At 53.0% G+C, this 23,495-nt stretch carries 19 protein-coding genes; 7 read left to right on the plus strand and 12 right to left on the minus strand.

From position 1 onward, the window contains the following. Nucleotides 1-21: 21 nt before the first annotated feature. The 5 genes from argD to ppiA form a co-directional block, all read right to left on the minus strand. The gene (gene argD, locus OGY13_RS22020; protein ID WP_008786303.1) at nucleotides 22-1,239 is read right to left on the minus strand and encodes a bifunctional acetylornithine/succinyldiaminopimelate transaminase; all 1,218 of its coding nucleotides are present in this window, start codon (nucleotides 1,237-1,239) and stop codon (nucleotides 22-24) included. 85 nt (nucleotides 1,240-1,324) lie between these two features. Next, nucleotides 1,325-1,888, minus strand: coding sequence for an aminodeoxychorismate synthase component 2 (pabA, locus tag OGY13_RS22025; protein ID WP_032945196.1), 564 nt, complete (start codon nucleotides 1,886-1,888; stop codon nucleotides 1,325-1,327). 31 nt (nucleotides 1,889-1,919) lie between these two features. Then, nucleotides 1,920-2,522 carry a putative adenosine monophosphate-protein transferase Fic gene (locus OGY13_RS22030; protein ID WP_071446671.1) on the minus strand — a complete coding sequence of 201 codons (603 nt, stop codon included), beginning with the start codon at nucleotides 2,520-2,522 and terminating at the stop codon, nucleotides 1,920-1,922. Beyond that, nucleotides 2,512-2,679 (minus strand): FicA/YhfG family antitoxin, encoded by a 168-nt coding sequence (ficA, locus tag OGY13_RS22035; protein ID WP_008786305.1) that lies wholly within the window; start codon nucleotides 2,677-2,679, stop codon nucleotides 2,512-2,514. Before ficA ends, OGY13_RS22030 begins: the two co-directional genes overlap by 11 nt. A gap of 106 nt (nucleotides 2,680-2,785) precedes the next feature. After that, on the minus strand, nucleotides 2,786-3,358 hold the full coding sequence (ppiA, locus tag OGY13_RS22040) for a peptidylprolyl isomerase A (protein ID WP_003023595.1): 573 nt from the start codon (nucleotides 3,356-3,358) through the stop codon (nucleotides 2,786-2,788). Nucleotides 3,359-3,622: 264 nt separating this feature from the next. Here ppiA and tsgA point away from each other — a divergent pair, with 264 nt between their 5' ends. From tsgA to OGY13_RS22075, 7 genes are all read left to right on the plus strand, one after another. Then, nucleotides 3,623-4,804, plus strand: coding sequence for an MFS transporter TsgA (gene tsgA / locus OGY13_RS22045; protein ID WP_048215419.1), 1,182 nt, complete (start codon nucleotides 3,623-3,625; stop codon nucleotides 4,802-4,804). A gap of 271 nt (nucleotides 4,805-5,075) precedes the next feature. Next, complete coding sequence (gene nirB, locus OGY13_RS22050; RefSeq protein ID WP_008786307.1) at nucleotides 5,076-7,619, plus strand: NADPH-nitrite reductase large subunit; 2,544 nt, start codon at nucleotides 5,076-5,078, stop codon at nucleotides 7,617-7,619. Continuing rightward, nucleotides 7,616-7,942: a nitrite reductase small subunit NirD gene (gene nirD, locus OGY13_RS22055; RefSeq protein ID WP_003023590.1), complete on the plus strand. Its 327-nt coding sequence runs from the start codon at nucleotides 7,616-7,618 to the stop codon at nucleotides 7,940-7,942. Before nirB ends, nirD begins: the two co-directional genes overlap by 4 nt. A 186-nt stretch (nucleotides 7,943-8,128) precedes the next feature. Continuing rightward, nucleotides 8,129-8,938 (plus strand): nitrite transporter NirC, encoded by an 810-nt coding sequence (nirC, locus tag OGY13_RS22060; protein WP_008786308.1) that lies wholly within the window; start codon nucleotides 8,129-8,131, stop codon nucleotides 8,936-8,938. Between the two features lie 11 nt (nucleotides 8,939-8,949). Then, nucleotides 8,950-10,323, plus strand: coding sequence for a siroheme synthase CysG (cysG, locus tag OGY13_RS22065; RefSeq protein WP_213752605.1), 1,374 nt, complete (start codon nucleotides 8,950-8,952; stop codon nucleotides 10,321-10,323). 319 nt (nucleotides 10,324-10,642) lie between these two features. After that, a complete protein-coding gene (locus OGY13_RS22070) occupies nucleotides 10,643-16,591 on the plus strand; it encodes a pectate lyase-fold domain-containing protein (RefSeq protein ID WP_213752606.1) in 5,949 nt (1,982 codons plus the stop codon). A 196-nt stretch (nucleotides 16,592-16,787) separates the two neighbouring features. After that, the gene (locus tag OGY13_RS22075) at nucleotides 16,788-16,958 is read left to right on the plus strand and encodes a YhfL family protein (RefSeq protein WP_103284646.1); all 171 of its coding nucleotides are present in this window, start codon (nucleotides 16,788-16,790) and stop codon (nucleotides 16,956-16,958) included. Between the two features lie 65 nt (nucleotides 16,959-17,023). Here OGY13_RS22075 and trpS read toward each other — a convergent pair whose 3' ends face one another. The 7 genes from trpS to aroK all read right to left on the minus strand — a co-directional run bounded on the left by trpS (nucleotide 17,024) and on the right by aroK (nucleotide 23,489). Further along, on the minus strand, nucleotides 17,024-18,028 hold the full coding sequence (gene trpS / locus OGY13_RS22080) for a tryptophan--tRNA ligase (protein WP_003827687.1): 1,005 nt from the start codon (nucleotides 18,026-18,028) through the stop codon (nucleotides 17,024-17,026). Then, the gene (gene gph / locus OGY13_RS22085) at nucleotides 18,021-18,779 is read right to left on the minus strand and encodes a phosphoglycolate phosphatase (protein WP_003837920.1); all 759 of its coding nucleotides are present in this window, start codon (nucleotides 18,777-18,779) and stop codon (nucleotides 18,021-18,023) included. Before gph ends, trpS begins: the two co-directional genes overlap by 8 nt. Continuing rightward, nucleotides 18,772-19,449, minus strand: a complete 678-nt coding sequence (gene rpe / locus OGY13_RS22090) for a ribulose-phosphate 3-epimerase (protein WP_003023561.1) — start codon at nucleotides 19,447-19,449, stop codon at nucleotides 18,772-18,774. Before rpe ends, gph begins: the two co-directional genes overlap by 8 nt. Nucleotides 19,450-19,466: 17 nt before the next feature. Then, complete coding sequence (dam, locus tag OGY13_RS22095; protein WP_003827684.1) at nucleotides 19,467-20,303, minus strand: adenine-specific DNA-methyltransferase; 837 nt, start codon at nucleotides 20,301-20,303, stop codon at nucleotides 19,467-19,469. A 117-nt stretch (nucleotides 20,304-20,420) separates the two neighbouring features. Further along, nucleotides 20,421-21,725: a cell division protein DamX gene (gene damX / locus OGY13_RS22100; RefSeq protein WP_071446675.1), complete on the minus strand. Its 1,305-nt coding sequence runs from the start codon at nucleotides 21,723-21,725 to the stop codon at nucleotides 20,421-20,423. A 96-nt stretch (nucleotides 21,726-21,821) separates the two neighbouring features. Beyond that, nucleotides 21,822-22,910 (minus strand): 3-dehydroquinate synthase, encoded by a 1,089-nt coding sequence (aroB, locus tag OGY13_RS22105; RefSeq protein ID WP_003827681.1) that lies wholly within the window; start codon nucleotides 22,908-22,910, stop codon nucleotides 21,822-21,824. Between the two features lie 57 nt (nucleotides 22,911-22,967). Beyond that, nucleotides 22,968-23,489, minus strand: a complete 522-nt coding sequence (aroK, locus tag OGY13_RS22110) for a shikimate kinase AroK (RefSeq protein ID WP_003023552.1) — start codon at nucleotides 23,487-23,489, stop codon at nucleotides 22,968-22,970. Between the last annotated feature and the right edge of the window lie 6 nt (nucleotides 23,490-23,495).

The following is a 23,495-nucleotide window of genomic DNA, read 5'->3' on the forward strand; positions in this document are numbered from 1 at the left end:
GCTCGCGCCGCCATCCGGCAATCAGCCCACCACCTTCGCTACCGCCTGCGCGAAGCGCTGCATCCCTTCATCGATATCCGCCTGCTCTACTACCAGCGACGGCGCGAAACGCATTACGTCCGGCCCGGCGTTCAGCACCATCACCCCTTCGTGCGCGGCGGCATAGAGGAAATCGCGCGCCCGGCCTTTAAACTGCGGCTTCAACTCAGCGCCAATCAGCAGCCCCATCCCGCGAATATCGCTGAAAATGTCGAACTGTTGATCAATCTTGTGCAAATGCTGGACAAACGCCTGACGCCGGGCCTGAATGCCTCCCAGCACGTCCGGCGTGTTGATGATATCAAACGCTGCCCCCGCTACCGCGCAGGCCAGCGGGTTACCGCCGTAGGTGGAGCCGTGCGAACCCACGTGGAACGCGGAGGCAATCTCCTGAGTGGTCAACACCGCACTTACCGGGAAGCCTCCACCGAGCGCCTTCGCGCTGGTGAGGATATCCGGCGTCACGCCGTAGTGCATATAGGCAAACAAATCGCCGGTACGCCCCATCCCGCTCTGCACTTCATCAAATACCAACAGCGCCTGGTGCTGGTCACAAAGTTCACGCAAACCTTGCAGGAATTCCGGCGTTGCCGCAGTGACGCCGCCCTCTCCCTGAATAGGCTCAACCACCACCGCGCAGGTGTGATCGTCCATCACCGCTTTGACCGCATGCAGATCGTTAAACGGAACATGGATGATATCCGCCGGTTTTGGCCCAAAGCCGTCGGAGTATTTCGGCTGCCCACCAACGGATACGGTAAACAGCGAACGGCCGTGAAACGCATTATGGAAGGCAATGATTTTGGTTTTGAACGGGCTATGACGCACGCAGGCATAGTGGCGCGCCAGCTTAAAGGCGGTTTCGTTGGCTTCAGTACCGGAGTTCATGAACAGCACACGCTCGGCAAAGGTCGCATCAATGATTTTACGGCCTAAGCGCAACGCCGGTTCGTTGGTAAATACGTTGCTGGTATGCCACAGGGTTTCACCCTGGGTTTTTAACGCCTCAACCAATGCCGGATGGCAATGCCCTAACGCGGTCACTGCAATGCCGCCCGCGAAATCAACATACTCTTTGCCCTGTTGATCCCACACTCGACTCCCTTTTCCTTTTACCGGGATAAACTCAGCCGGTGCATAAATCGGCAGAATCACTTCATCGAATGTCGCGCGCGTAATTGCAGTTTGTTCAGTTGCCATGTCATTACCACCCTGTTAAGCAGAAACGCCAGTGAAATTATAATCACAAAATATGAATAAAAAATCACTGAATAGCAACTACAAATCAGCGATTGAGAAAATTAGCCAGCAGCTGATGCCCCTGTTCGCTGAGAATACTCTCCGGGTGAAACTGTACCCCTTCCATATCCCACTCGCGGTGACGAATGCCCATAATCTCCTGCGTTTCACTCCAGGCCGTCACCTCAAAGCACTCGGGAAGCGTCTCAGGGGCAACCACCAGAGAGTGGTAGCGCGTCACCGTTAATGGGTTAGCGAGTCCCTGAAAAACACCCTGCCCGGTATGGGTAATCGGCGAGGTTTTACCGTGCATCACTTTAGCCGCCCGAACTACGCTCGCGCCAAAGGCCTGCGCCATCGCCTGGTGGCCAAGACAAACACCCAACAAGGGGAGCTTACCGGCGAAATGACGAATAACCTCCAGTGAGATACCGGCGTCATCCGGCGTGCATGGCCCAGGGGAAATCACGATTTTTTGCGGGTTCAGCGCGTCGATTTGCGCCAGCGTCAGCTCGTCGTTGCGCCGGACAAGGACATCAGCGCCCAGTTCGCAGAAGTATTGGTACAGGTTCCAGGTAAAAGAATCATAGTTATCAATAAGCAGGATCATGGCGGCTCCGGTACATAAGAACCGCGCTATTCTACTCAGTTTCCGGGGCTTCGCTTACCACTTTACGAAATATCGCCCGCAGTGCAGACAGGTCACCCATCGCCCCGCTCTGATTAGCCTGATTCCACTCCTCAACCGGAATGCCATCCCAGCTCAGCATATACCCGGCATGAATCGCTAACTGTTCGAAGAAAATACGCTGCGCCAGGCCACTGCCAATGCGAAATGGATGCAGCACATTGATTTCGCAATAATAGTGCGCAAGACGATCGACAAACTTGTCTTCCGGTATTCCCACCAGCCAGGACTCATCTTCCAGGTCCTGCATCAGCGCATTGCCCTCTTTCTCGATATAGGCGAAATGGCAAAAGCGAGTATCGCCCTGGTAAATATCGACTTCACGCAGGTGTCCCGCCCAGTCAAAAATATCCCGATACAGCTGGCGATGAATGGCGCACAGGTGCGGTAAGCCCCGTTTAAGCGGCCCCAATTCGATAGTCGCCGCACGCAGCGCTGTCAGTTCATAAGCCGCCTGCGCTAAACGCTGCGCCTGATGAATCCCCAGACGGTTACGCATGACATTCAGGCCCGGATATAAATACGGGTCGCGACCATCACCGAATTTATCGCTCATAGTGCCTCCTCAGCTCTTCAAGACGCGCCTGGGCGTCTTCAGCACTCAGAGTAACCCGTGGAATATCTACGCCTTCCAGCCGTCGGCTGGCCTGGAAATTGGTGTTTCGCCGTTGTTCCCACAGCCTGGACTTTTGTTTATCGGTGAGTTTTTTCACGTGACCTCCCTGAATGAGCCGACACTTGCCACAAGTATAAGCAGCAATTTCGGGTTACGCAGAGAGAGGGGTGAACGCGGGCAAGAACTACCCGCGCAAGATACGATTACGGCAGGACTTTAGCAGAAAGGATAACAATCGGTTTTGACGGGACATTCTGGTATGGACCGACATCATGGGTCTGTACCTGAGAGATCTTATCCGCGACATCCATACCTTTCACAACTTTACCGAAAACAGCGTAGCCAAAGTCGCGCTGGCCGTGATCGAGGAAAGCGTTATCTGCAATGTTGATAAAGAACTGGCTGGTCGCGCTGTCTTTATCCGCTGTACGCGCCATAGCAATCGTGCCGCGAGTGTTACGCAGTCCGTTATCGGCTTCATTCTTGATTGGCGGGTTAGGTTTCTTCTGCTGCATCTGCTCGGTAAAACCGCCGCCCTGCACCATGAAGCCTGGGATCACACGGTGGAACGTGGTGTTGTTATAGAAACCACTGTTGACATAATCGACAAAGTTTTGCACTGAAACCGGGGCTTTCTGACTGTTCAGCTCCAGCTCAATGTTACCAGCAGAGGTTGTCAGCAGAACATGTGGATCACCTTTTGCTGCCAGTGCTGCGGGGGAGAGAGCAGAAAGAGCGAGAACAGCTGCAACAGCCGCCAGAGTCGATTTGAGCATGAGAATTCCTTAACAAGAGCAGAAATGAAGCAAGTGAATTGATTCTAAAGAGCCTTCAAGGACAAGGCCATCCCTTTACTTAATTTTACGTACCTGAAACAAATGTAACCTCATGGCTGCAAGTATCAATGTGATCAAGATCACATAGAAAAATGTAACGCACCAAGTTATTACCGATAAATATTTAAATGCGTCACTAAAGCACCTAAAATCTGCCCGCTCACGGCGCAGTCAATGCGCCTTACACTTCTATACAGGCCAGTCATGACTAACAGCAATCGCATCAAGCTCACATGGATTAGCTTTCTCTCCTACGCCCTGACAGGTGCGTTGGTAATTGTCACCGGGATGGTGATGGGAAACATCGCAGATTACTTCCATTTGCCCGTTTCCAGCATGAGTAACACCTTCACCTTCCTGAATGCCGGCATTCTGATCTCTATCTTTCTGAATGCATGGTTAATGGAAATCGTGCCACTGAAAACCCAGTTGCGCTTCGGCTTTATCCTGATGGTACTGGCCGTTGCCGGACTGATGTTCAGCCATAGCCTGGCCTTGTTCTCCGCCGCCATGTTTGTTTTGGGCCTGGTGAGCGGTATTACCATGTCGATTGGTACGTTCCTGGTAACTCAAATGTACGAAGGTCGCCAGCGCGGTTCCCGCCTGCTGTTTACTGACTCCTTCTTCAGCATGGCCGGCATGATTTTCCCGATGGTTGCCGCGTTCCTGTTAGCGCGCAGCATCGAATGGTATTGGGTCTATGCCTGCATCGGCCTCGTATACGTCGCCATTTTCCTGCTGACCTTCGGTTGTGAATTCCCGGCACTGGGTAAACACGCTCAGCAGTCAGACGCGCCGGTAGTAAAAGAAAAATGGGGGATTGGCGTGCTGTTTCTGGCGATCGCTGCACTGTGCTACATCCTCGGTCAGTTGGGTTTTATCTCCTGGGTCCCGGAGTACGCCAAAAGTCTGGGCATGAGCCTGAACGATGCGGGTAAACTGGTCAGCGACTTCTGGATGTCTTACATGGTTGGCATGTGGGCATTTAGCTTTATTCTGCGTTTCTTCGATTTGCAGCGCATCCTGACCGTACTGGCGGGTCTGGCTACCGTCCTGATGTATCTGTTTATCACCGGTACGCCAGAGCATATGCCGTGGTTTATTATGACGCTGGGCTTCTTCTCCAGTGCGATTTATACCACCATCATTACCCTTGGCTCCCAGCAGACGAAGGTCGCCTCACCCAAACTGGTTAACTTCGTTCTGACCTGCGGCACCATCGGCACCATGCTCACTTTCGTCGTCACCGGCCCTATCGTGGCACACAGCGGCCCGCAGGCGGCATTGCAAACAGCTAACGGCTTGTATGCGGTTGTATTCGTGATGTGCTTTATTCTTGGGTTTGTCACGCGCCATCGCCAGCATAACGCCCCAGCAGCGCATTAATCTCACTGCCGGATGGTATCCACATCATCCGGCACATTCTCACCCTCCTCTTCTTTCATTGGTCATGTAGGCCAATTCTTACAAAAACCCCTTAATTTGTACGCTATTTATACAAACACGAAAACCCAAATAATTCCGTCACTTATAAAAATGCTGACAAATCAGTTATATACCTCTTAAGGAGTATATAAGGGCGAATTTGATTTGCATCAATAAGCGCGGTTGCTGAATCGTTAAGGTAGGCAGTAATAGAAAAGAAATCGAGGCAAAAATGAGCAAAGTCAGACTCGCTATTATCGGTAATGGTATGGTCGGCCATCGCTTTATTGAGGATCTTCTTGATAAATCCGACGCTGCCAATTTTGATATTACCGTCTTCTGTGAAGAACCCCGCAAAGCGTACGACCGTGTACACCTGTCTTCCTACTTCTCCCACCACACCGCCGAAGAGCTTTCTCTGGTGCGTGAAGGATTCTACGAGAAGCACGGCGTTAAGGTGTTAGTGGGCGAGCGCGCAATTACCATTAACCGCCAGGAGAAGGTAATCCACTCCAGCGCAGGTCGTACGGTTTACTACGATAAGCTGATCATGGCGACGGGCTCTTACCCGTGGATCCCACCGATTAAAGGTTCGGAAACCCAGGACTGCTTCGTTTACCGCACCATCGAAGACCTCAACGCCATTGAGTCTTGCGCGCGCCGCAGCAAACGCGGTGCTGTTGTCGGCGGTGGTCTACTGGGCCTGGAAGCCGCCGGTGCGCTGAAAAGCCTCGGCGTTGAAACCCACGTGATTGAATTCGCCCCAATGCTGATGGCTGAACAGCTGGATCATATGGGTGGCGAACAGTTACGTCGCAAAATTGAAAGCATGGGCGTGCGTGTGCACACCAGCAAAAACACCAAAGAGATCGTTCAGGAAGGCACCGAAGCGCGCAAAACCATGCGTTTTGCCGACGGTAGCGAACTGGAAGTCGATTTCATCGTCTTCTCTACCGGTATTCGTCCACGCGACAAACTGGCCACCCAGTGCGGTCTGGACGTCGCGCCACGCGGCGGGATCGTCATTAACGACACTTGCCAGACATCTGACCCGGACATCTATGCCATCGGCGAATGCGCCAGCTGGAACAACCGCGTGTATGGTCTGGTCGCTCCAGGCTATAAAATGGCGCAGGTTGCCGTTGACCATATTCTCGAAACTGAAAACGCCTTTGAAGGCGCGGACCTGAGCGCCAAGCTGAAGCTGCTCGGCGTTGACGTCGGCGGTATTGGCGACGCGCATGCGCGCACGCCGGGCGCCCGTAGCTACGTCTATCTCGACGAAAGCAAAGAAGTCTACAAACGCCTGATCGTTAGCGAAGATAACAAAACCCTGCTCGGCGCGGTTCTGGTAGGCGATACCAGCGATTACGGCAATCTGCTGCAACTGGTGCTGAACGCCATCGAACTGCCGGAAAACCCGGATTCACTGATTCTGCCAGCGCACGCGGGCAGCGGTAAGCCGTCTATCGGTGTCGATAAACTGCCGGACAGCGCGCAGATTTGCTCCTGTTTTGACGTCACCAAAGGCATGCTGGTTGCCGCTATCAACAAGGGCTGCCATACCGTTGCGGCGCTGAAAGCGGAAACCAAAGCCGGGACCGGCTGCGGCGGGTGTATCCCGCTGGTAACGCAGGTCCTGAACGCCGAACTGGCGAAACAGGGTATCGAAGTTAACAACAACCTGTGTGAACACTTCCCGTACTCACGTCAGGAACTGTTCCATCTCATCCGCGTAGAAGGCATCAAAACCTTCGAAGAGCTGCTGGCAAAACACGGGAAAGGTTACGGCTGCGAAGTGTGTAAACCTACCGTAGGTTCCCTGCTGGCTTCCTGCTGGAATGAGTACATCCTCAAACCGCAGCACACGCCGTTGCAGGACACCAACGACAACTTCCTGGCGAACATCCAGAAAGACGGTACTTATTCCGTGATCCCGCGCTCTGCGGGTGGCGAAATTACCCCTGAAGGCCTGGTAGCTGTGGGCCGTATCGCGCGTGAATTTAACCTGTACACCAAAATTACCGGTTCTCAGCGTATCGGCCTGTTCGGCGCGCAGAAAGATGACCTGCCGGAAATCTGGCGTCAGCTGATTGAAGCCGGTTTTGAAACCGGTCACGCGTATGCCAAAGCGCTGCGTATGGCAAAAACCTGCGTAGGCAGCACCTGGTGCCGTTACGGCGTCGGCGATAGCGTGGGCTTCGGCGTGGAGCTGGAAAATCGCTACAAAGGCATTCGTACCCCGCACAAAATGAAATTCGGCGTCTCCGGCTGTACCCGTGAATGTGCGGAAGCTCAGGGTAAAGACGTGGGTATCATCGCCACTGAGAAAGGCTGGAACCTGTACGTTTGCGGTAACGGCGGGATGAAACCTCGTCATGCAGACCTGCTGGCAGCGGATATCGATCGCGAAACGCTGCTCAAGTACCTTGACCGTTTCATGATGTTCTACATCCGTACTGCCGACAAACTGACCCGTACCGCACCGTGGTTAGACAATCTGGAAGGCGGTATCGAGTATCTGAAGTCCGTCATCATCGACGACAAGTTGGGCCTGAACCAACATCTTGAAGAAGAGATGGCCCGTCTGCGTGAAGCTGTGGTGTGTGAGTGGACAGAAACCGTTAACACCCCATCCGCGCAGGTTCGCTTCAAACACTTTATCAACAGCGAAAAACGCGATCCGAATGTCCAGGTTGTGCCTGAACGTGAACAACATCGTCCGGCCACGCCTTATGAGCGTATCCCGGTGACTCTGGTGGAGGAAAACGCATGAGCCAGTGGAAAAACATCTGCAAAATCGATGACATTCTGCCTGCAACAGGCGTCTGCGCCCTGTTAGGTAACGAGCAGGTTGCGATTTTCCGCCCGTATCACAGCGACCAGGTGTTTGCGATCAGCAACATCGACCCGTTCTTTGAGTCCAGCGTGCTTTCTCGTGGGCTGATTGCTGAACATCAGGGCGAATTGTGGGTTGCCAGCCCGCTGAAAAAACAGCGTTTTCGTTTAAGCGACGGTCTGTGCATGGAAGACGAACAGTTCTCCGTGAAACATTACGAAGCGCGAGTGAAAGACGGCACGGTGCAACTGCGCGGTTAATTAATTTTGGGAGGCGCAACGCCTCCCCTTTTTTGACGTATTTGTAGGTCTTTTAATGGTAGGCCTGATAAGCGTAGCGCCATCAGGCAATTGCACAGGCACATTGCCGGATGGCGGCATAAATGCCTTGTCCGGCCTACGGTTACGACTTCTTTTTATTGTTTGTACTTCAAGGATAATCAACACATGTTCACAGACACTATTAATAAGTGTGCGGCTAACGCTGCGCGCATCGCACGCCTATCGGCTAATAACCCGCTCGGATTCTGGATCAGTTCGGCAATGGCGGGAGCCTATGTGGGTCTCGGCATCATTCTTATTTTCACCCTCGGTAATCTGCTCGACCCGTCCGTTCGTCCTCTGGTGATGGGTGCAACCTTTGGTATCGCCTTAACGCTGGTCATTATTGCCGGTTCGGAACTGTTTACCGGCCACACCATGTTTCTGACGCTCGGCGTCAAAGCAGGCACCATCAGCCACGGTCAGATGTGGGCTATCCTGCCAAAAACCTGGCTGGGTAACCTGGTCGGTTCAGTGTTTGTCGCCCTGCTTTACAGCTGGGGTGGCGGTAGCCTGCTGCCGGTCGATACCAGCATCGTCCATTCGGTTGCTCTGGCGAAAACGACCGCGCCTGCAATGGTTTTGTTCTTTAAAGGCGCACTGTGTAACTGGTTGGTTTGTCTGGCAATCTGGATGGCAATCCGTACCGAAGGCGCAGCAAAATTCCTCGCTATCTGGTGGTGTCTGCTGGCGTTTATCGCTTCCGGCTACGAGCACTCCGTTGCCAACATGACGCTGTTTGCCCTCTCCTGGTTCGGCCACCACAGCGAAGCCTATACCCTGTCAGGAATTGGTCATAACCTGTTGTGGGTGACACTCGGTAATACTTTGTCCGGTGTCGTATTCATGGGATTGGGTTATTGGTATGCTACGCCAAAATCGGAGCGTCCGGCTCCGGCAAAAATCAATCAGCCAGAGGCTGCTGCCAATAATTAAGGGGTAATGTCGTGGATCATTTGCCTATATTTTGTCAACTACGTAACCGCGACTGCTTGATCGTCGGCGGTGGTGATGTCGCAGAACGCAAAGCGCGGTTACTGCTGGAAGCGGGCGCCCGTTTAACGGTTAATGCGCTGGCGTTTATTCCGCAGTTCAAAGTATGGGCAGATGAAAACATGCTGACGCTGGTTGAGGGGCCGTTCGATGAGTCCCTGCTCGACACCTGCTGGTTGGCTATTGCCGCCACCGATGACGATGCCGTCAACCAAAGCGTCAGCACCGCCGCAGAATCACGCCGTATCTTCTGCAACGTGGTCGATGCGCCAAAAGCAGCCAGTTTTATCATGCCTTCCATTATTGACCGCTCACCGCTGATGGTGGCGGTCTCCTCCGGCGGGACATCGCCAGTGCTTGCCCGTCTGCTGCGTGAAAGGCTTGAATCCGTACTGCCTCAGCATCTGGGCCAGGTCGCGCAGTATGCTGGCAAGTTGCGTTCCCGAGTGAAGCAACAGTTTGCCAGCATGGGTGAACGTCGCCGCTTCTGGGAAAAATTGTTCGTGAATGACCGCCTGGCACAGTCGTTGGCGAACAATGACCTGAAAGCCGTCGAGGAAACCACTGAGCAAATGCTCAGCGAACCGCTGGATCACCGTGGTGAAGTGGTGCTGGTTGGCGCCGGTCCTGGCGATGCCGGCCTGCTGACGCTGAAAGGGCTACAGCAGATCCAGCAAGCGGATGTCGTGGTCTATGACCGTCTGGTTTCCGACGACATCATGAACCTTGTACGCCGCGATGCAGACCGAGTGTTCGTCGGTAAACGTGCGGGCTATCACTGCGTACCGCAGGAAGAGATCAACCAGATCCTGCTGCGTGAAGCACAACAGGGCAAGCGCGTGGTACGACTGAAAGGTGGCGACCCATTCATCTTTGGCCGCGGTGGCGAAGAGCTGGAAACGCTGTGCCATGCCGGTATCCCATTCTCTGTAGTGCCGGGTATTACCGCAGCCTCCGGTTGTTCTGCCTATTCCGGCATTCCACTGACCCATCGTGATTACGCTCAGAGCGTGCGTCTGGTTACCGGACACCTGAAAACCGGCGGTGAGCTGGACTGGGAAAACCTGGCAGCAGAGAAACAAACGCTGGTGTTCTACATGGGGCTGAACCAGGCGGCTACGATTCAGGAAAAATTGATCGAATTTGGCATGCAGCCCGATATGCCCGTCGCCCTGGTAGAAAACGGTACCTCCGTGAAACAGCGTGTCGTCAATGGAGAGCTGACTCAGCTAGGAGAGTTGGCGCAACAGGTTGAAAGCCCAGCGTTAATTATTGTTGGTCGTGTGGTAGGCCTTCGCGATAAGCTGAACTGGTTCTCAAACCATTAATTGAATGCAAATAAATGTCCTGACTCTCAGGGCATTTATTTTCTCGTTTATTATTCATGATTTATTCTCAAACCTGAATTAAGAAAGACTAAATTCATTCACCAACAAAATAAATCTTCGCTCTAATTTATAAAAAACACGTAAAATACCCTATTCATATCCGTACAACCCATAAATCTAATTCATATCCTAAATAATACATGACCATTGAGTAATTTGACGAAGCACGGTCATTCAGTGGCAAAATAATAAATTACCTCGAAATAAATTTATGCCTTCAATGGCATATTTTGTGCGTATTTATTTAAGGATGTCGATTATGCAAAGGAAAAAACTCATTGCTGTGGGTATTGCTCTTGCGTTGCAAACTTACTATCTCCCGGCGATAGCCGCAGATAGTAGCGACGATGACAATGATTGCCCTACTGATATATCCGTATTATCAAAAGCCGAACGTAACAAACGCTCCGCACGCTGCCTGGCAGATTATACAGAACAAGACAATCACTGGGGATGGGTCGCAGGTGGTGTCGCTGCGCTAACAGCTGGTGTAGCGATAGGTATCGATAACAATGGCGGCGGCCATTCCCACCATAATGATACTCCGGCAACCCCATCAGATAATGGCGATGTAACGCCCACGCCTCCCGACGACGATAGCGGCAATGTAACGCCCACACCTCCCGATGACGATAGCGGTGATGTAACGCCCACGCCTCCCGACGATGATGGCGGTGATGTAACGCCCACACCTCCCGATGACGATGGCGGTGATGTAACGCCCACGCCTCCCGATGACGATGGCGGCGATGTAACACCTACACCTCCTGATGATACCTCTGTTATTACCTTCAGTAACGGCGTCACCATCGATAAAGGCCTGAACACACTGACATTTGACGGCATCAAGCTGGATAGCGGCACGGACCTCGGCGGCGCCGTATGGAATTACGTCGAACAGGATGATCGGTGGCAGATCGCATTACAAGACGGTAAAACGCTGCTGGTTTCCGACTGGAAAGTGACCGATGAGAATGCCGCCGTCATTGAAGGTACGGTACAAGGAAGCGGCCTGTACTGGAAATATGACAACCAGGGATACCTGATCGTTGCCGATGACCAGACAACCGTCGTCGCTGGCGATGACGCTTCAAATACTGCCGATCGCGGGGTTGATACCCGTGGTGAAGGTAAAACTGGCGTCATCATCTCCGGCGATCGGACAAACAACGCGTTAAGCGGTGATTCCTCCGTCAGCGATGGTGCGGTCGGCATCGTCATTACCGGTGACAACACCACCAATACGATTTCAGGACAAAGCAACGTCGACGGCGCAACCGGCGCGCTGATTTCAGGTAACGGCACCACCACCCGCATTTCCGGTGGCATTGACGTCACAGGTGGCGGCACCGGCATGGTGATCGATGGCAACGAAACCACGGTGGCGAATACCGGCACCTCTAACATCAGCGGTCAAGGTTCAACCGGCTCCATCGTCAATGGCGACAACTCGCACGTTATCAACGATGGCGAACTCTATGTGGCCGACGGCGCTACCGGGGCAAAGATTACCGGTGATGATGTCCTCATCGACAATAAAGGCGATACCACCGCCAGCGGCGCAGGTTCTACCGGGCTATATATTGACGGCGACAACGCAACCATTAACAGCGAAGGGAAGCAGGATATTTCCGGTGGCGCAACGGGCATCCTGATTAACGGCAACAGCGCCACCTTCGATAATATCGGCACCACCGATGTCAGCGGCGCAGGCTCTATCGGTATCAGCATCACCGGCGACAAAACGCGCATTACTAACGATGGCGAACTAAACGTTACCGACGGCGCGACCGGAGCCAAAATGACCGGTGATGGTGCGGTGATTGATAACACCGGCGACTCAACGGTCACCGGCGCGGGGTCAACCGGGCTGTACATCGCGGGAAATAAGGCGCTGGTTATTGGCGAAGGAGATCAAACCATTGCGCAGGGCGCAACGGGTACCGTCATTGCGGGCGATAATTCCCGAATCGCGAATACGGGTGATATCACCGTGGATGGCGCGGGCTCTATCGCTGCAGTAATTGATGGAAATGATAATAGCCTGACTCAGGCAGGTGACATGCTGGTCACCAACGGCGCGACGGGTATCGTCACTGACGGGGCGGGTAACGAAATCAAAAACACCGGCAACGCGACCGTGCGCGATGCAAACTCCGTGGGTTTTGTGATCGATGGTGAAAGAAATGTCTTTAATAATAAAGGAAATATCGACGTCAGCCTGAATGGTACTGCCGCAGAAATGAGTGGCGACTCGTCACAGGCGACGCTGGATGGTGATATCAATGTGACCGCTGTCGAGGACAGCAACGGCCTATACCGTGGTGCACAGGGCCTCGATATGGCGGGTGATAACAATACGCTGAATATTACCGGCAACGTCACAATCAGCGGTGACTATGACGCAGATAGCCAGATGGCCAGCAACAGCGATACCCTCCAGGGAATCACCGTCAGCGGCACGAACAATCAGGTGGATCTAACCGGCTCGCTTAACATCAATGTTAGCGATGTGAGCACGGTAAGTGGACAGTGGCTGGATACATACGGCCTCACGGTCAAAGGTGATGGCAATACCGTCAATCTGATGGGCGGTATTGATATCAACTACGCCGAAAATGGCGATGGCGAAGTATCGTCTGTTACAGGCATAAATATAGACGGAGCTAGCAGTGTCACATTAAGCGGTGAGTCCACATTGAATATCACCACCCTCCCCGGCGGCTCAGTGACACTGGCCAATGTACAAAACGGCGGCAGCTTAACGTTAGACCAAAACTCTGTAATTAAAATCACAGAAACAGTTTTGCCCAGTGAGCATTACACCTACAACGCAATATTAACCGCAAAAGGCCAGGGTTCATCGATCGATAATCAGGGAGCCATCGTTGATGACGGCGCTGTCGCCCTATTATTCGCCCGCAGCGGCGCACAGGCAAAAAATAGTGGCGATATTAGCGCCTATGCCACAAGCGGTCATGACAACCGTAATGCAATCACTGCGGCTACCGATCAAGGATCGATAGTTAGCAACGCAGCGGGAGGATCAATCACGCTGGTATCGTCACTAACCCCAGGCAGCGATGGAGGAATAGGAACCTTCCCGCTGATTTGGTACAGCAATACGCTGTACGCCATGCTGGCGGAAAACTACGGCGAAGTGAGCAACGAGGCAGGCGCCACAATAAATCTCCAGGGGGCGGGGGTCTATGGCGTATCCGCCAGTAAAGGGACGGCCCTCAATGCCGGAGATATTTACCTGGACGGCTTCGTCCCGACGCTGAACGACGATAATACCGTCGCCAGCAAAAGCTACTGGTCACCATCACAACTCTATCTGACCAGCTCGGCAATGGTGGCAGGCACCACCGACGGTGGTTATGGCGATGCAACCGCCACCAATACAGGCACCATTACCGTCAATAATGCGGGCTTCGGTATGATGGCACTTAACGGCGGCACAGCCATTAACCAGGGCACTATTAACCTGACCGCCGATGCAGGCGTCACCAAAACCGATGATAACCAACTGGTGGGCATGGCGGCGCTGAATGGTGGCATCGTGATTAACGACACCACAGGCACCATCAATATTGATGCCAATTACGGCAAGCCTTTCCTGACTGATAGCAAAAGTACCGTGGTTAACTACGGTACGGTCTGTTATGACAGCAACTGCCAGGGCAGCGACGACTACAACCCAACCGACAGCAACGTTTCCCTTACTTTTGCTGATGGCGATGTCATTACCGCCGCAGGCGAAACGCTTACCGGCGAAACCATCATTACCAATCCGATAGCAACGGAAACCGTACACATTAGCAACGCGGGCACCGTCAGCGGCGGCAAGGTCATCGTTAAAAATTACGGCGATTTAACCAATGCCGACACCGGCAGCATCAGCAGCGTCAGTATTGCAACAGGCGGCACCTATACCAACGAAGGTACAACAGCGGCAGTCTCCGTTGATGGCGGTGTCTTCAACAATACAGGCACCGTGACCGGGAAAACCGGCACCACCGTCGCAGGTTCCATTATCAACAACAGCGGGTCCATGAACACGGTTGAGCAATGGTCCAGCACCATGAACAATACCGGCATCGTGACGGACTGGACCGGCGCATCGGGTGGTGCGGTACTGAACAACAACGCTGGCGGCGAAGTCGATAAACTCAAATTTACCGCTGCCGCAACCGTCAATAACGCGGGTGTCATTAATAACGGCACCGTCGATAAAAACGGTACGCTCAATAATCTTGAAGGCGGCGTGATGACGCTGGCAGATAACGCCCTGTGGTCCGGCGCCTTCAATAACTGGGGGACAGTGAACAGCGATGCCGATATCGCCACCGGCGGGAGCGGGCACACGCTGTACAACGGCAGCACTGGCGTCATTAACGGGCAGGTCACTACCTCGAAAAATAATGGCGGCAGTAAAGCCATTAACGACGGCACCATCAACATTGATAAAACTAACAATGTGGCGATGTCCGCGCACGGCAGTGCGAAGATGGTCAATAACGGCACCATCAATGTGGGAACCGAAGGTACCACACAAACCGGTATGGTCGGGATGCAGCTGGAATCAGATGCCAAATCCGATGCGGTGATCGAGAATAACGGCACCATCAATATTTACGCCAGCAACTCCTACGCCTTCAGCCAGTTGGGCAGTAACGGCCATATCGTCAATAACGGCACAGTCTACATTGATGACAACGTGACCGGCTCCGGCTTTATCAAGCAGGATGGTAAAACCATTGAAGGCAGCGGCGAAAACGGCGACGGTACGGAAGAGCATTATGTTGACTTCACGGCCCCCACGGAACCTACCATTACCGATGGTACGACAACCGTTATCACCAGCGATAGTGCAGATTCAACGGCCACCAACAACCTGTCGGGCTATGTGGTCGGCACCAGCGCTGATGGCAGCGCCGGTAAGTTGATGGTCAGCAATGCCAGCATGAACGGCGTGGAGATTAACACCGGTTTTACCGCAGGTACTGCCGACACCACCGTCAGCTTTGACAACGTGGTCGAGGGCAGCAACCTGTCCGACGCAGGTGCCATTCAGTCCACCTCCGTGGTGTGGAATGCACAGGGCAGCACCGATGCCAGCGGCAACGTTGACGTCACCATGACCAAAAACGCCTATGCCGATGTGGCGACCGATGGTTCCGTCAGTGACGTGGCGCAGGCGCTCGACGCCGGTTACACCAACAACGAGCTGTACACCAGCCTCAACGTTGGCTCCACCGCTGAACTGAACAACGCGCTTAAGCAGGTGAGCGGCAGTCAGGCTATCACCGCGTTCCGTGAAGCCCGCGTGCTAAGCAACCGCTTTACCATGCTGGCCGATGCCGCGCCGCAAATTAAAGATGGCCTGGCGTTCAACGTCGTAGCGAAAGGCGACCCACGCGCTGAGTTGGGCAACGATACCCAGTACGACATGCTGGCATTACGTCAGTCGTTGGATCTCACCGCCAGCCAGAATCTGACGCTGGAGTACGGCATCGCGCGCCTGGACGGTGACGGTTCGAAGACCGCGGGCGACAACGGCCTGACCGGCGGCTACAGCCAGTTCTTTGGTCTGAAGCACAGCATGGCGTTTAATGAAGGTCTGGCGTGGAAGAACAGCCTGCGTTATGACGTACACAACCTCGACAGCAGCCGTTCTGTCTCTTATGGCGACACCAATAAGGTGGCGGATTCCAACGCACGTCAGCAGTATCTTGAGTTCCGCAGCGAAGGGGCGAAAACCTTCACCATGCTCAACGATACGTTGAAAGTCACGCCGTACGCCGGGGTGAAATTCCGTCATACGCTGGAAGGCAGCTATAAAGAGCGTAGTGCGGGGGACTTTAACCTTTCGATGAACGCTGGCAGCGAAACCGCTGTGGATTCCATTGTCGGAATGAAGTTCGACTATACCGCTGAAAATGGCTGGAGCGCCAGCGCCACGCTGGAAGGCGGTCCGAACCTGAGCTACAGCAAGAGCCAGCGTACTGCGTCACTGCAAGGTGCCACAGGCCAGTCCTTTAGCGTAGACGACGACCAAAAAGGCGGAGGCGTCAACGGCCTGGCGACGGTCGGCGTGAAATACAGCGCCGAAGACGCCAGCCTGAATCTGGACGCTTACCAGTGGAAAGAGGACAACATCAGCGATAAAGGCTTTATGTTGAATTTCAGAAAAACATTTCGCTAATTAATTAAATCCGTAGCCTGGTATTATTTATTAATACCAGGCTTTTTTATTTAAATTCAATTCACTAACCGTATGTTTTATATATAAAGCGACATGTCCTTTTCTGGACTACTTAAAGTTTATGTTAGTTGATATCTTATCCGGCGAAAAATGGACTTCATCCATTTAGAAATAGATATCTAACAAGGATTTTGACATGTTTAAATTTGCAAAAATCACCATCATTGCTGGTGTTCTGGCTACGCTAACCGCGTGTACTGGTCATATCGAAAACACAAAAAATAACTGCAGCTACGATTATTTCCTGCATCCAGCAATTTCGATTTCAAAAATTATTGGTGGCTGTGGCCCGGCTGCGAATCAGTAATAGAAGCGATTGCGCAGATACAAAAAAACCGGGAACTTCCCGGTTTTTTAACAACACAGAGCGCATTACGGCTTGGCGACAAAACCAATCGCTTCGTAAACGGCTTTCAGCGTAACAGATGCGCGGGCGCTGGCTTTTTCCGCACCTTCTTTCATCACTTTCTGCAGGAAAGCTTCATCGTTACGGAAACGGTGATAGCGCTCCTGAAGCTCAGTCAGCATACCGGAAACGGCCTCTGCGACTTCACCTTTCAGATGACCATACATTTTGCCTTCGAAGTGCTGTTCCAGCTCCGGAATGCTCTTACCGGTGACGGCGGAGAGAATATCCAGCAGGTTGGAAACACCCGCTTTGTTCTGCACGTCGTAGCGTACAACCGGCGGCTCTTCGGAGTCGGTCATCGCACGTTTGATTTTCTTAACCACAGATTTCGGATCTTCCAGCAGACCGATCACGTTGTTGCGGTTGTCATCCGACTTGGACATTTTCTTCGTCGGCTCCAGCAGCGACATCACGCGCGCGCCGGATTTAGGAATGAACGGCTCAGGCACTTTGAAGATGTCGCCATACAGAGCGTTGAAGCGCTGGGCGATATCGCGGCTCAGTTCCAGATGCTGTTTCTGATCTTCGCCAACCGGTACCTGGTTGGTCTGATACAACAGGATGTCTGCCGCCATCAGTACCGGATAATCAAACAGACCGGCGTTGATGTTCTCCGCATAGCGCGCGGATTTGTCTTTGAACTGGGTCATACGGCTCAGTTCGCCGAAGTAGGTGTAGCAGTTCAGCGCCCAACCTAACTGTGCATGCTCCGGTACGTGAGACTGCACGAAAATGGTGCTTTTTTCAGGATCGATACCGCATGCCAGATACAGCGCCAGCGTATCGAGCGTTGCTTTACGCAGCTGCTGAGCATCCTGACGAACGGTGATGGCATGTTGGTCAACGATGCAGTAGATGCAATGGTAGTCATCCTGCATGCTCACCCACTGACGCAGCGCACCCATATAGTTGCCAATGGTCAATTCACCTGAGGGCTGTGCGCCACTAAAAACGATGGGCTTAGTCATTTTTTGATTCCTGATTTTCGCTATGCGGAAGCCCGAGAGCGGGCAGTAGTTCATTAATACGGTCGTAAATAACGTCGGGCTGGCTCAGCGCGATCGACTCGCCGTAGTTGTAGCCATAGGTCAGGCCAACGGACGGACAGCCAGCAGCTTTTGCCGCCTGAATATCATTGCGTGAATCCCCTACGAAGAGCATTTGCTCAGGCTTGATGCCAAGCTTACTTGCCACCAGCAGCAGCGGATCCGGATGCGGTTTTTTATTCTGCACGTCGTCACCACCGATGACCACGCTAAAGTACTTGGCGATATCTAATGCTTCGAGCAATGGCGCGACAAACGGGGTCGGTTTGTTGGTCACCAGACCCAGCGGCAATCCTTTCGCATGCAGCGCGCCCAGCGTGTCGGCAACATCAGGGAACAGGAATGTCCCCTCTTCTGCGACATCGCCGTAGTATCTGTCGAACAGTTTACGCAAAATACGTACCTGCTCCTCGGCGGGAATATCATCATCAACGGGCGGTTTACCCATCGTTTTACGTAATGTTGCGCGCTCCTGACGGGACCACGCCAGCGCGCGCTCCATCAGTACATCTGCACCGTTACCAATCCAGGTGATAACGCGTTCTTCTCCGGCAACCGGCAGTTCCAGCGCATACAGCGCCATGTCCACCGCTGCGGCTAATCCCGGCGCGCTGTCGACCAGCGTGCCGTCGAGGTCAAATGCAGCGCCCCGAATATCCTGAAACTTATCCATGACTTACCTTCGCCAGTTCATTGCGCATTTCATCAATGACTTTTTTGTAGTCTGGTTGGTCGAAAATGGCGGAGCCTGCAACAAACATATCTGCGCCTGCCGCGGCAATTTCACCAATGTTATTCACTTTGACGCCACCATCCACTTCGAGGCGGATATCGTAGCCAGATTCATCAATACGACGACGCACTTCGCGCAGCTTATCCAGCGTTTGTGGGATGAAGGACTGTCCGCCAAAGCCTGGGTTTACGGACATCAGCAGGATCACATCGAGCTTATCCATGACGTAGTCCAGATAGCTCAGCGGTGTTGCCGGGTTGAACACCAGGCCCGCTTTACAGCCATGCTCTTTGATCAGCTGTAAAGTGCGATCGACATGCTCGGAGGCTTCCGGATGAAAAGTAATGATGCTGGCGCCAGCGGCGGCGAAGTCCGGGACAATCCGATCGACTGGTTTCACCATCAGGTGAACATCAATCGGGGCGGTGATGCCATATTTACGCAGCGATTTCAGTACCATCGGTCCGATGGTCAGGTTCGGTACGTAGTGATTGTCCATGACGTCGAAGTGCACGACATCGGCACCGGCAGTCAGCGCTCTCGCGGTGTCCTCACCCAGGCGGGCAAAATCAGCCGACAGAATTGAGGGGGCGATCAAATACTGTTTCATCCGCTTCTCCTTGAGATTTATTTCTTCGCAGGCGTTACGACTCCTGGTTTATACAGTGCCAGCAGTTCGTTCACCTTTTTACGCGTGCCGCCATTGCTGCTTATGCTGCGCCGCACTTTGACCTGAAAATGTTTCGCCGCTCGGTACCATTCACGGGTATCGGGCGTATCGTGGTTCGAAATTAACACCGGGATCTGCTTACTGACCAGCTTTTCTGCCATCTCGGCCAAATGCGCCTGCTCTTTCGGGCTAAAGCTGTTGGTGTGATACGCAGTGAAATTTGCCGTCGCCGAAAGCGGTGCATAAGGCGGGTCACAATAGACCACAGAGTTGCTATCCGCACGGTTCATGCACTCTTCATAGGAGAGGCAATGGAACTCCGCATTCTGCGCTTTCTCAGCAAAATGGTACAACTCGGCTTCCGGGAAGTAAGGTTTTTTATAACGCCCAAACGGGACGTTAAACTCGCCGCGCAGGTTATAACGGCACAATCCGTTGTAACCAAAGCGGTTCAGATACAAGAACAGCACTGCTCTGCGGAACGGATCCTCGCTGGCATTAAATTCTTCTCTGAACCGATAGTACACCTCAGCCTGATTGGTTTCAGGCATAAACAGCTCACGCGAAGCCTGCACATACTCATCGGTACGCGTCTTCACGATGTTATAGAGACTGATAAGGTCGCTGTTGATATCGGCAAGAATATAACGAGAAAAGTCGGTGTTGAGAAACACCGACCCGGCACCCACGAAAGGTTCAATCAGGCACTCACCCTGAGGTAAATGCCGTTTGATATCATCAAGCAGGGGGTATTTCCCCCCTGCCCATTTCAAAAAAGCGCGATTTTTTTTCATGCTGACTAACTAATTACACCTTCTCCGGCTGTGGAGAAAGCTCCGACAGCATCCTGCGCTTTAGTCTTTGTCCCGCAATTGGGCGAAACATCAAACCATTGCAGAACATATCCTATCTTACTTCAAATCGGCCTGAACCTGATGCAGCGGTTTTGCCCACGGGTTTTTCGCCTGAATATCAGCGGGTAACGTAGACACTGCACGTTTCGCGTCTTCTTTAGACGCATACACGCCTGTCACCAGAACATACCACGGTTGACCGTTACGCGTCGTCTGGTACACCACGTAGTTCTTCAGGTTTTCTTTCTTCGCCCAACCGTTCAGGTTGTCGTAGTTAGAAGAACTGCTGAGCTGCAGCGTGTAATGGCTGGACGGCGCAGATTTTAACGCTCCAACATTACCTGCGCTTTTCGCTCCGCCAGCAACAGGCGTTGTCGTTGTTGCTGTCGCCGTTGGCGCAGGCGTTGCGGTCTGCGTTGGCGTCGCAGTTGCTTTCGGCTCAGCGGTCGCTTTCGGCGTAGCGGTTACCACAGGTGCTTTAGTTGTGGTGGTCGGCGCGGTAGCAGTTACGGTTGGTTTTGCCTGAGCAACAGGTTTCGGCTCTGTCGGCGTCGCTTTCACCGTAGTTTGCGGTTTGCTCTTCGGCTCAATAACGGCCTGTTTACGTTCCTGGCGCGTAGCAGCAGGACGCTCAGTCGTTTCCGTTTTCGCCGTCTGGCGCGCAGCATTACCATTACGCATCGGCGCAACGGTCGCAGGTTCGGTCGGCAGCGTAGAGTTAACCACGGCGTTGTTAACCTGCTCCTGACCCTGCGGTTGTGTCAGAGCATTGTTCAAATCGCCCTGCACTTCAACACGCTGCTGGCCTTCGGTTGCCGCAGGTGCCTGACCTTGAGTCGGGGTAGAGGAAATCGGTGGCAGGGAAACATCCTGCTGGGTATTGCCAGCGGTCTGCTCAGTGCCCGTTGCAGGAGCCGTTGCGCTCGCCTGATCCGTTGCATTGCTGCCAGAAAGATCGATGCTCTTCTCACCAGATGCTGCCTGCTCATTGGAAGAAGATGAGGGGGCTTTCAGCGCAGAACCAATGCCGATAATCAGCAGCAGCAGTACCAGAACACCCACACCCATCATCATATATTGGCGGGAGGCAGGCTTGCTGGCGGCTTTCTTACGCTTGCGCGGACGACGTTCTACACGCTCTTCATCCACGGCATCGTCATCAGATTCATACTCTTCTTCAATGTCCTGCTCTTCTTCACGCTCTTTGCGTGCACGTGCAGGACGGCGATCGTCAGCATCCAGATCAACATCATCAAAATTGATTTGCGGCTCATTATCGCGTTCAGACGATTGACGAGAACGACCAGTACGACGATCGCTGGGATCGGGTTTCAGCTCGTCTTCTGGTTTGAATTCATCCATTTAACACCCCACTCAAAGGTTAATGCTTACGACTTTGCACATAACCTGAAGCTAAAAGACCTACGTTTCGCAACGTAAGCCTGACCTTTCTTGTTGTTACGCCTGCTGGCAATCAGCAATAGCGTTAAGAACCACCTCGTGCGACACTCCGCCGCGCACTTCACTCTTCCCTATCGCTCGCGGAAGCACCAAACGAATCTCTCCCGCTAACACTTTTTTATCTCGCAGCATGTGCGGCAGATAAGCCTCGGTGGACATTTCACGCGGCCCATTCACCGGTAAGCCTGCTCGCTGTAACAGCGTAATGATGCGCTGCGTATCAGCGGAGGTGAACTGACCCAAACGTTCTGACGTACGGGCAGCCATTACCATACCTGCTGCGACTGCTTCACCATGTAACCAATTGCCATAACCCATTTCAGCTTCGATCGCATGGCCAAACGTGTGTCCCAGATTCAGTAAAGCACGTAAGCCCATTTCACGCTCGTCTGCTGCGACAACTTCTGCTTTCAGCTCACAACAACGACGGATACAGTACGCCATTGCCGGACCATCCAGACGCAGTAACGCATCCAGATTGTCTTCCAGCCAGCTGAAAAATTCACCGTCAAGAATGATGCCGTATTTGATCACTTCCGCCAGCCCCGATGCCAGCTCACGCGCAGGAAGCGTTTTCAGACAATCGAGATCCACCACCACGGAGGCCGGTTGGTAAAACGCGCCAATCATGTTTTTACCGAGGGGATGGTTTACGGCGGTTTTGCCGCCAACGGAGGAGTCGACCTGCGACAACAGAGTTGTCGGGACTTGAATAAAACGAACACCACGTTGATAGCTGGCTGCCGCAAAACCGGTCAGATCGCCAATCACGCCGCCGCCAAGGGCAACTAACGTGGTATCACGACCATGCGGTTTTTGCAGTAACGCGGTGAAAACCGTATCCAGAACCGTCAGGCTTTTATACTGCTCGCCATCGGGAAGGATAACGCTATCAACGTTAACACCCGCCTGTTCAAGTACGCCGCGAACCTTATCGAGATAAAGGGGAGCCAGGGTTTCGTTGGTCACCAACATAACCTGATCGCCCGATTTCAGCGGTAAGAATGAAGCTGGCTCATTGAACAAACCAGCCGCGATGGTGATAGGGTAACTACGTTCCCCGAGAGTGACTGTGATCCTCTCCATTACGCGACATCCACCTTAGTTACTTGTACCCGCAGACGAGTGTGTATTCAGCCAGAATTAGTTGCTTTCCAACATATGAATAATCTGGTTTGCTACGACTTTTGCGCTCTGATCGTCGGTGCGAATGGTCACGTCAGCAATCTCTTCGTACAGAGGATTGCGTTCGTCAGCCAACGCTTCCAGAACTTCACGAGGCGGTGATTCTACCTGCAGCAGCGGGCGTTTCTTGTCACGTTGAGTACGTGCAAGTTGTTTTTCAATTGTCGTTTCAAGATAGACCACGACGCCACGCGCGGAAAGACGGTTACGTGTTTCACGTGATTTTACAGAGCCACCGCCAGTTGCCAGCACAATACCCTGTTTTTCCGTCAACTCGTTGATGACTTTTTCTTCGCGATCACGGAAGCCGTCTTCACCTTCTACATCGAAGACCCAGCCCACATCAGCTCCGGTTCGTTTCTCAATCTCTTGATCAGAATCGTAAAATTCCATATTGAGTTGTTGAGCTAACTGGCGCCCAATAGTGCTTTTTCCGGCACCCATAGGCCCAACCAGAAAGATATTGCGTTTCTCTGCCATTTTTTC

It is taken from the genome of Citrobacter sp. Cpo045 (assembly GCF_030332875.1).
Lineage (GTDB): Bacteria > Pseudomonadota > Gammaproteobacteria > Enterobacterales > Enterobacteriaceae > Citrobacter > Citrobacter portucalensis.

Excerpts from the sequence above, each read along its gene's own strand:
- nirB (WP_008786307.1), top strand. The coding sequence starts at position 5,076 with ATGAGCAAAGTCAGACTCGCTATTATCGGTAATGGTATGGTCGGCCAT.
- dam (WP_003827684.1), bottom strand. The coding sequence starts at position 20,303 with ATGAAAAAAAATCGCGCTTTTTTGAAATGGGCAGGGGGGAAATACCCC.
- aroB (WP_003827681.1), bottom strand. The coding sequence starts at position 22,910 with ATGGAGAGGATCACAGTCACTCTCGGGGAACGTAGTTACCCTATCACC.
- nirD (WP_003023590.1), top strand. The coding sequence starts at position 7,616 with ATGAGCCAGTGGAAAAACATCTGCAAAATCGATGACATTCTGCCTGCA.
- ppiA (WP_003023595.1), bottom strand. The coding sequence starts at position 3,358 with ATGCTCAAATCGACTCTGGCGGCTGTTGCAGCTGTTCTCGCTCTTTCT.
- argD (WP_008786303.1), bottom strand. The coding sequence starts at position 1,239 with ATGGCAACTGAACAAACTGCAATTACGCGCGCGACATTCGATGAAGTG.
- rpe (WP_003023561.1), bottom strand. The coding sequence starts at position 19,449 with ATGAAACAGTATTTGATCGCCCCCTCAATTCTGTCGGCTGATTTTGCC.
- trpS (WP_003827687.1), bottom strand. The coding sequence starts at position 18,028 with ATGACTAAGCCCATCGTTTTTAGTGGCGCACAGCCCTCAGGTGAATTG.
- OGY13_RS22030 (WP_071446671.1), bottom strand. The coding sequence starts at position 2,522 with ATGAGCGATAAATTCGGTGATGGTCGCGACCCGTATTTATATCCGGGC.
- pabA (WP_032945196.1), bottom strand. The coding sequence starts at position 1,888 with ATGATCCTGCTTATTGATAACTATGATTCTTTTACCTGGAACCTGTAC.
- gph (WP_003837920.1), bottom strand. The coding sequence starts at position 18,779 with ATGGATAAGTTTCAGGATATTCGGGGCGCTGCATTTGACCTCGACGGC.
- aroK (WP_003023552.1), bottom strand. The coding sequence starts at position 23,489 with ATGGCAGAGAAACGCAATATCTTTCTGGTTGGGCCTATGGGTGCCGGA.
- tsgA (WP_048215419.1), top strand. The coding sequence starts at position 3,623 with ATGACTAACAGCAATCGCATCAAGCTCACATGGATTAGCTTTCTCTCC.
- nirC (WP_008786308.1), top strand. The coding sequence starts at position 8,129 with ATGTTCACAGACACTATTAATAAGTGTGCGGCTAACGCTGCGCGCATC.
- OGY13_RS22070 (WP_213752606.1), top strand. The coding sequence starts at position 10,643 with ATGCAAAGGAAAAAACTCATTGCTGTGGGTATTGCTCTTGCGTTGCAA.
- OGY13_RS22075 (WP_103284646.1), top strand. The coding sequence starts at position 16,788 with ATGTTTAAATTTGCAAAAATCACCATCATTGCTGGTGTTCTGGCTACG.
- damX (WP_071446675.1), bottom strand. The coding sequence starts at position 21,725 with ATGGATGAATTCAAACCAGAAGACGAGCTGAAACCCGATCCCAGCGAT.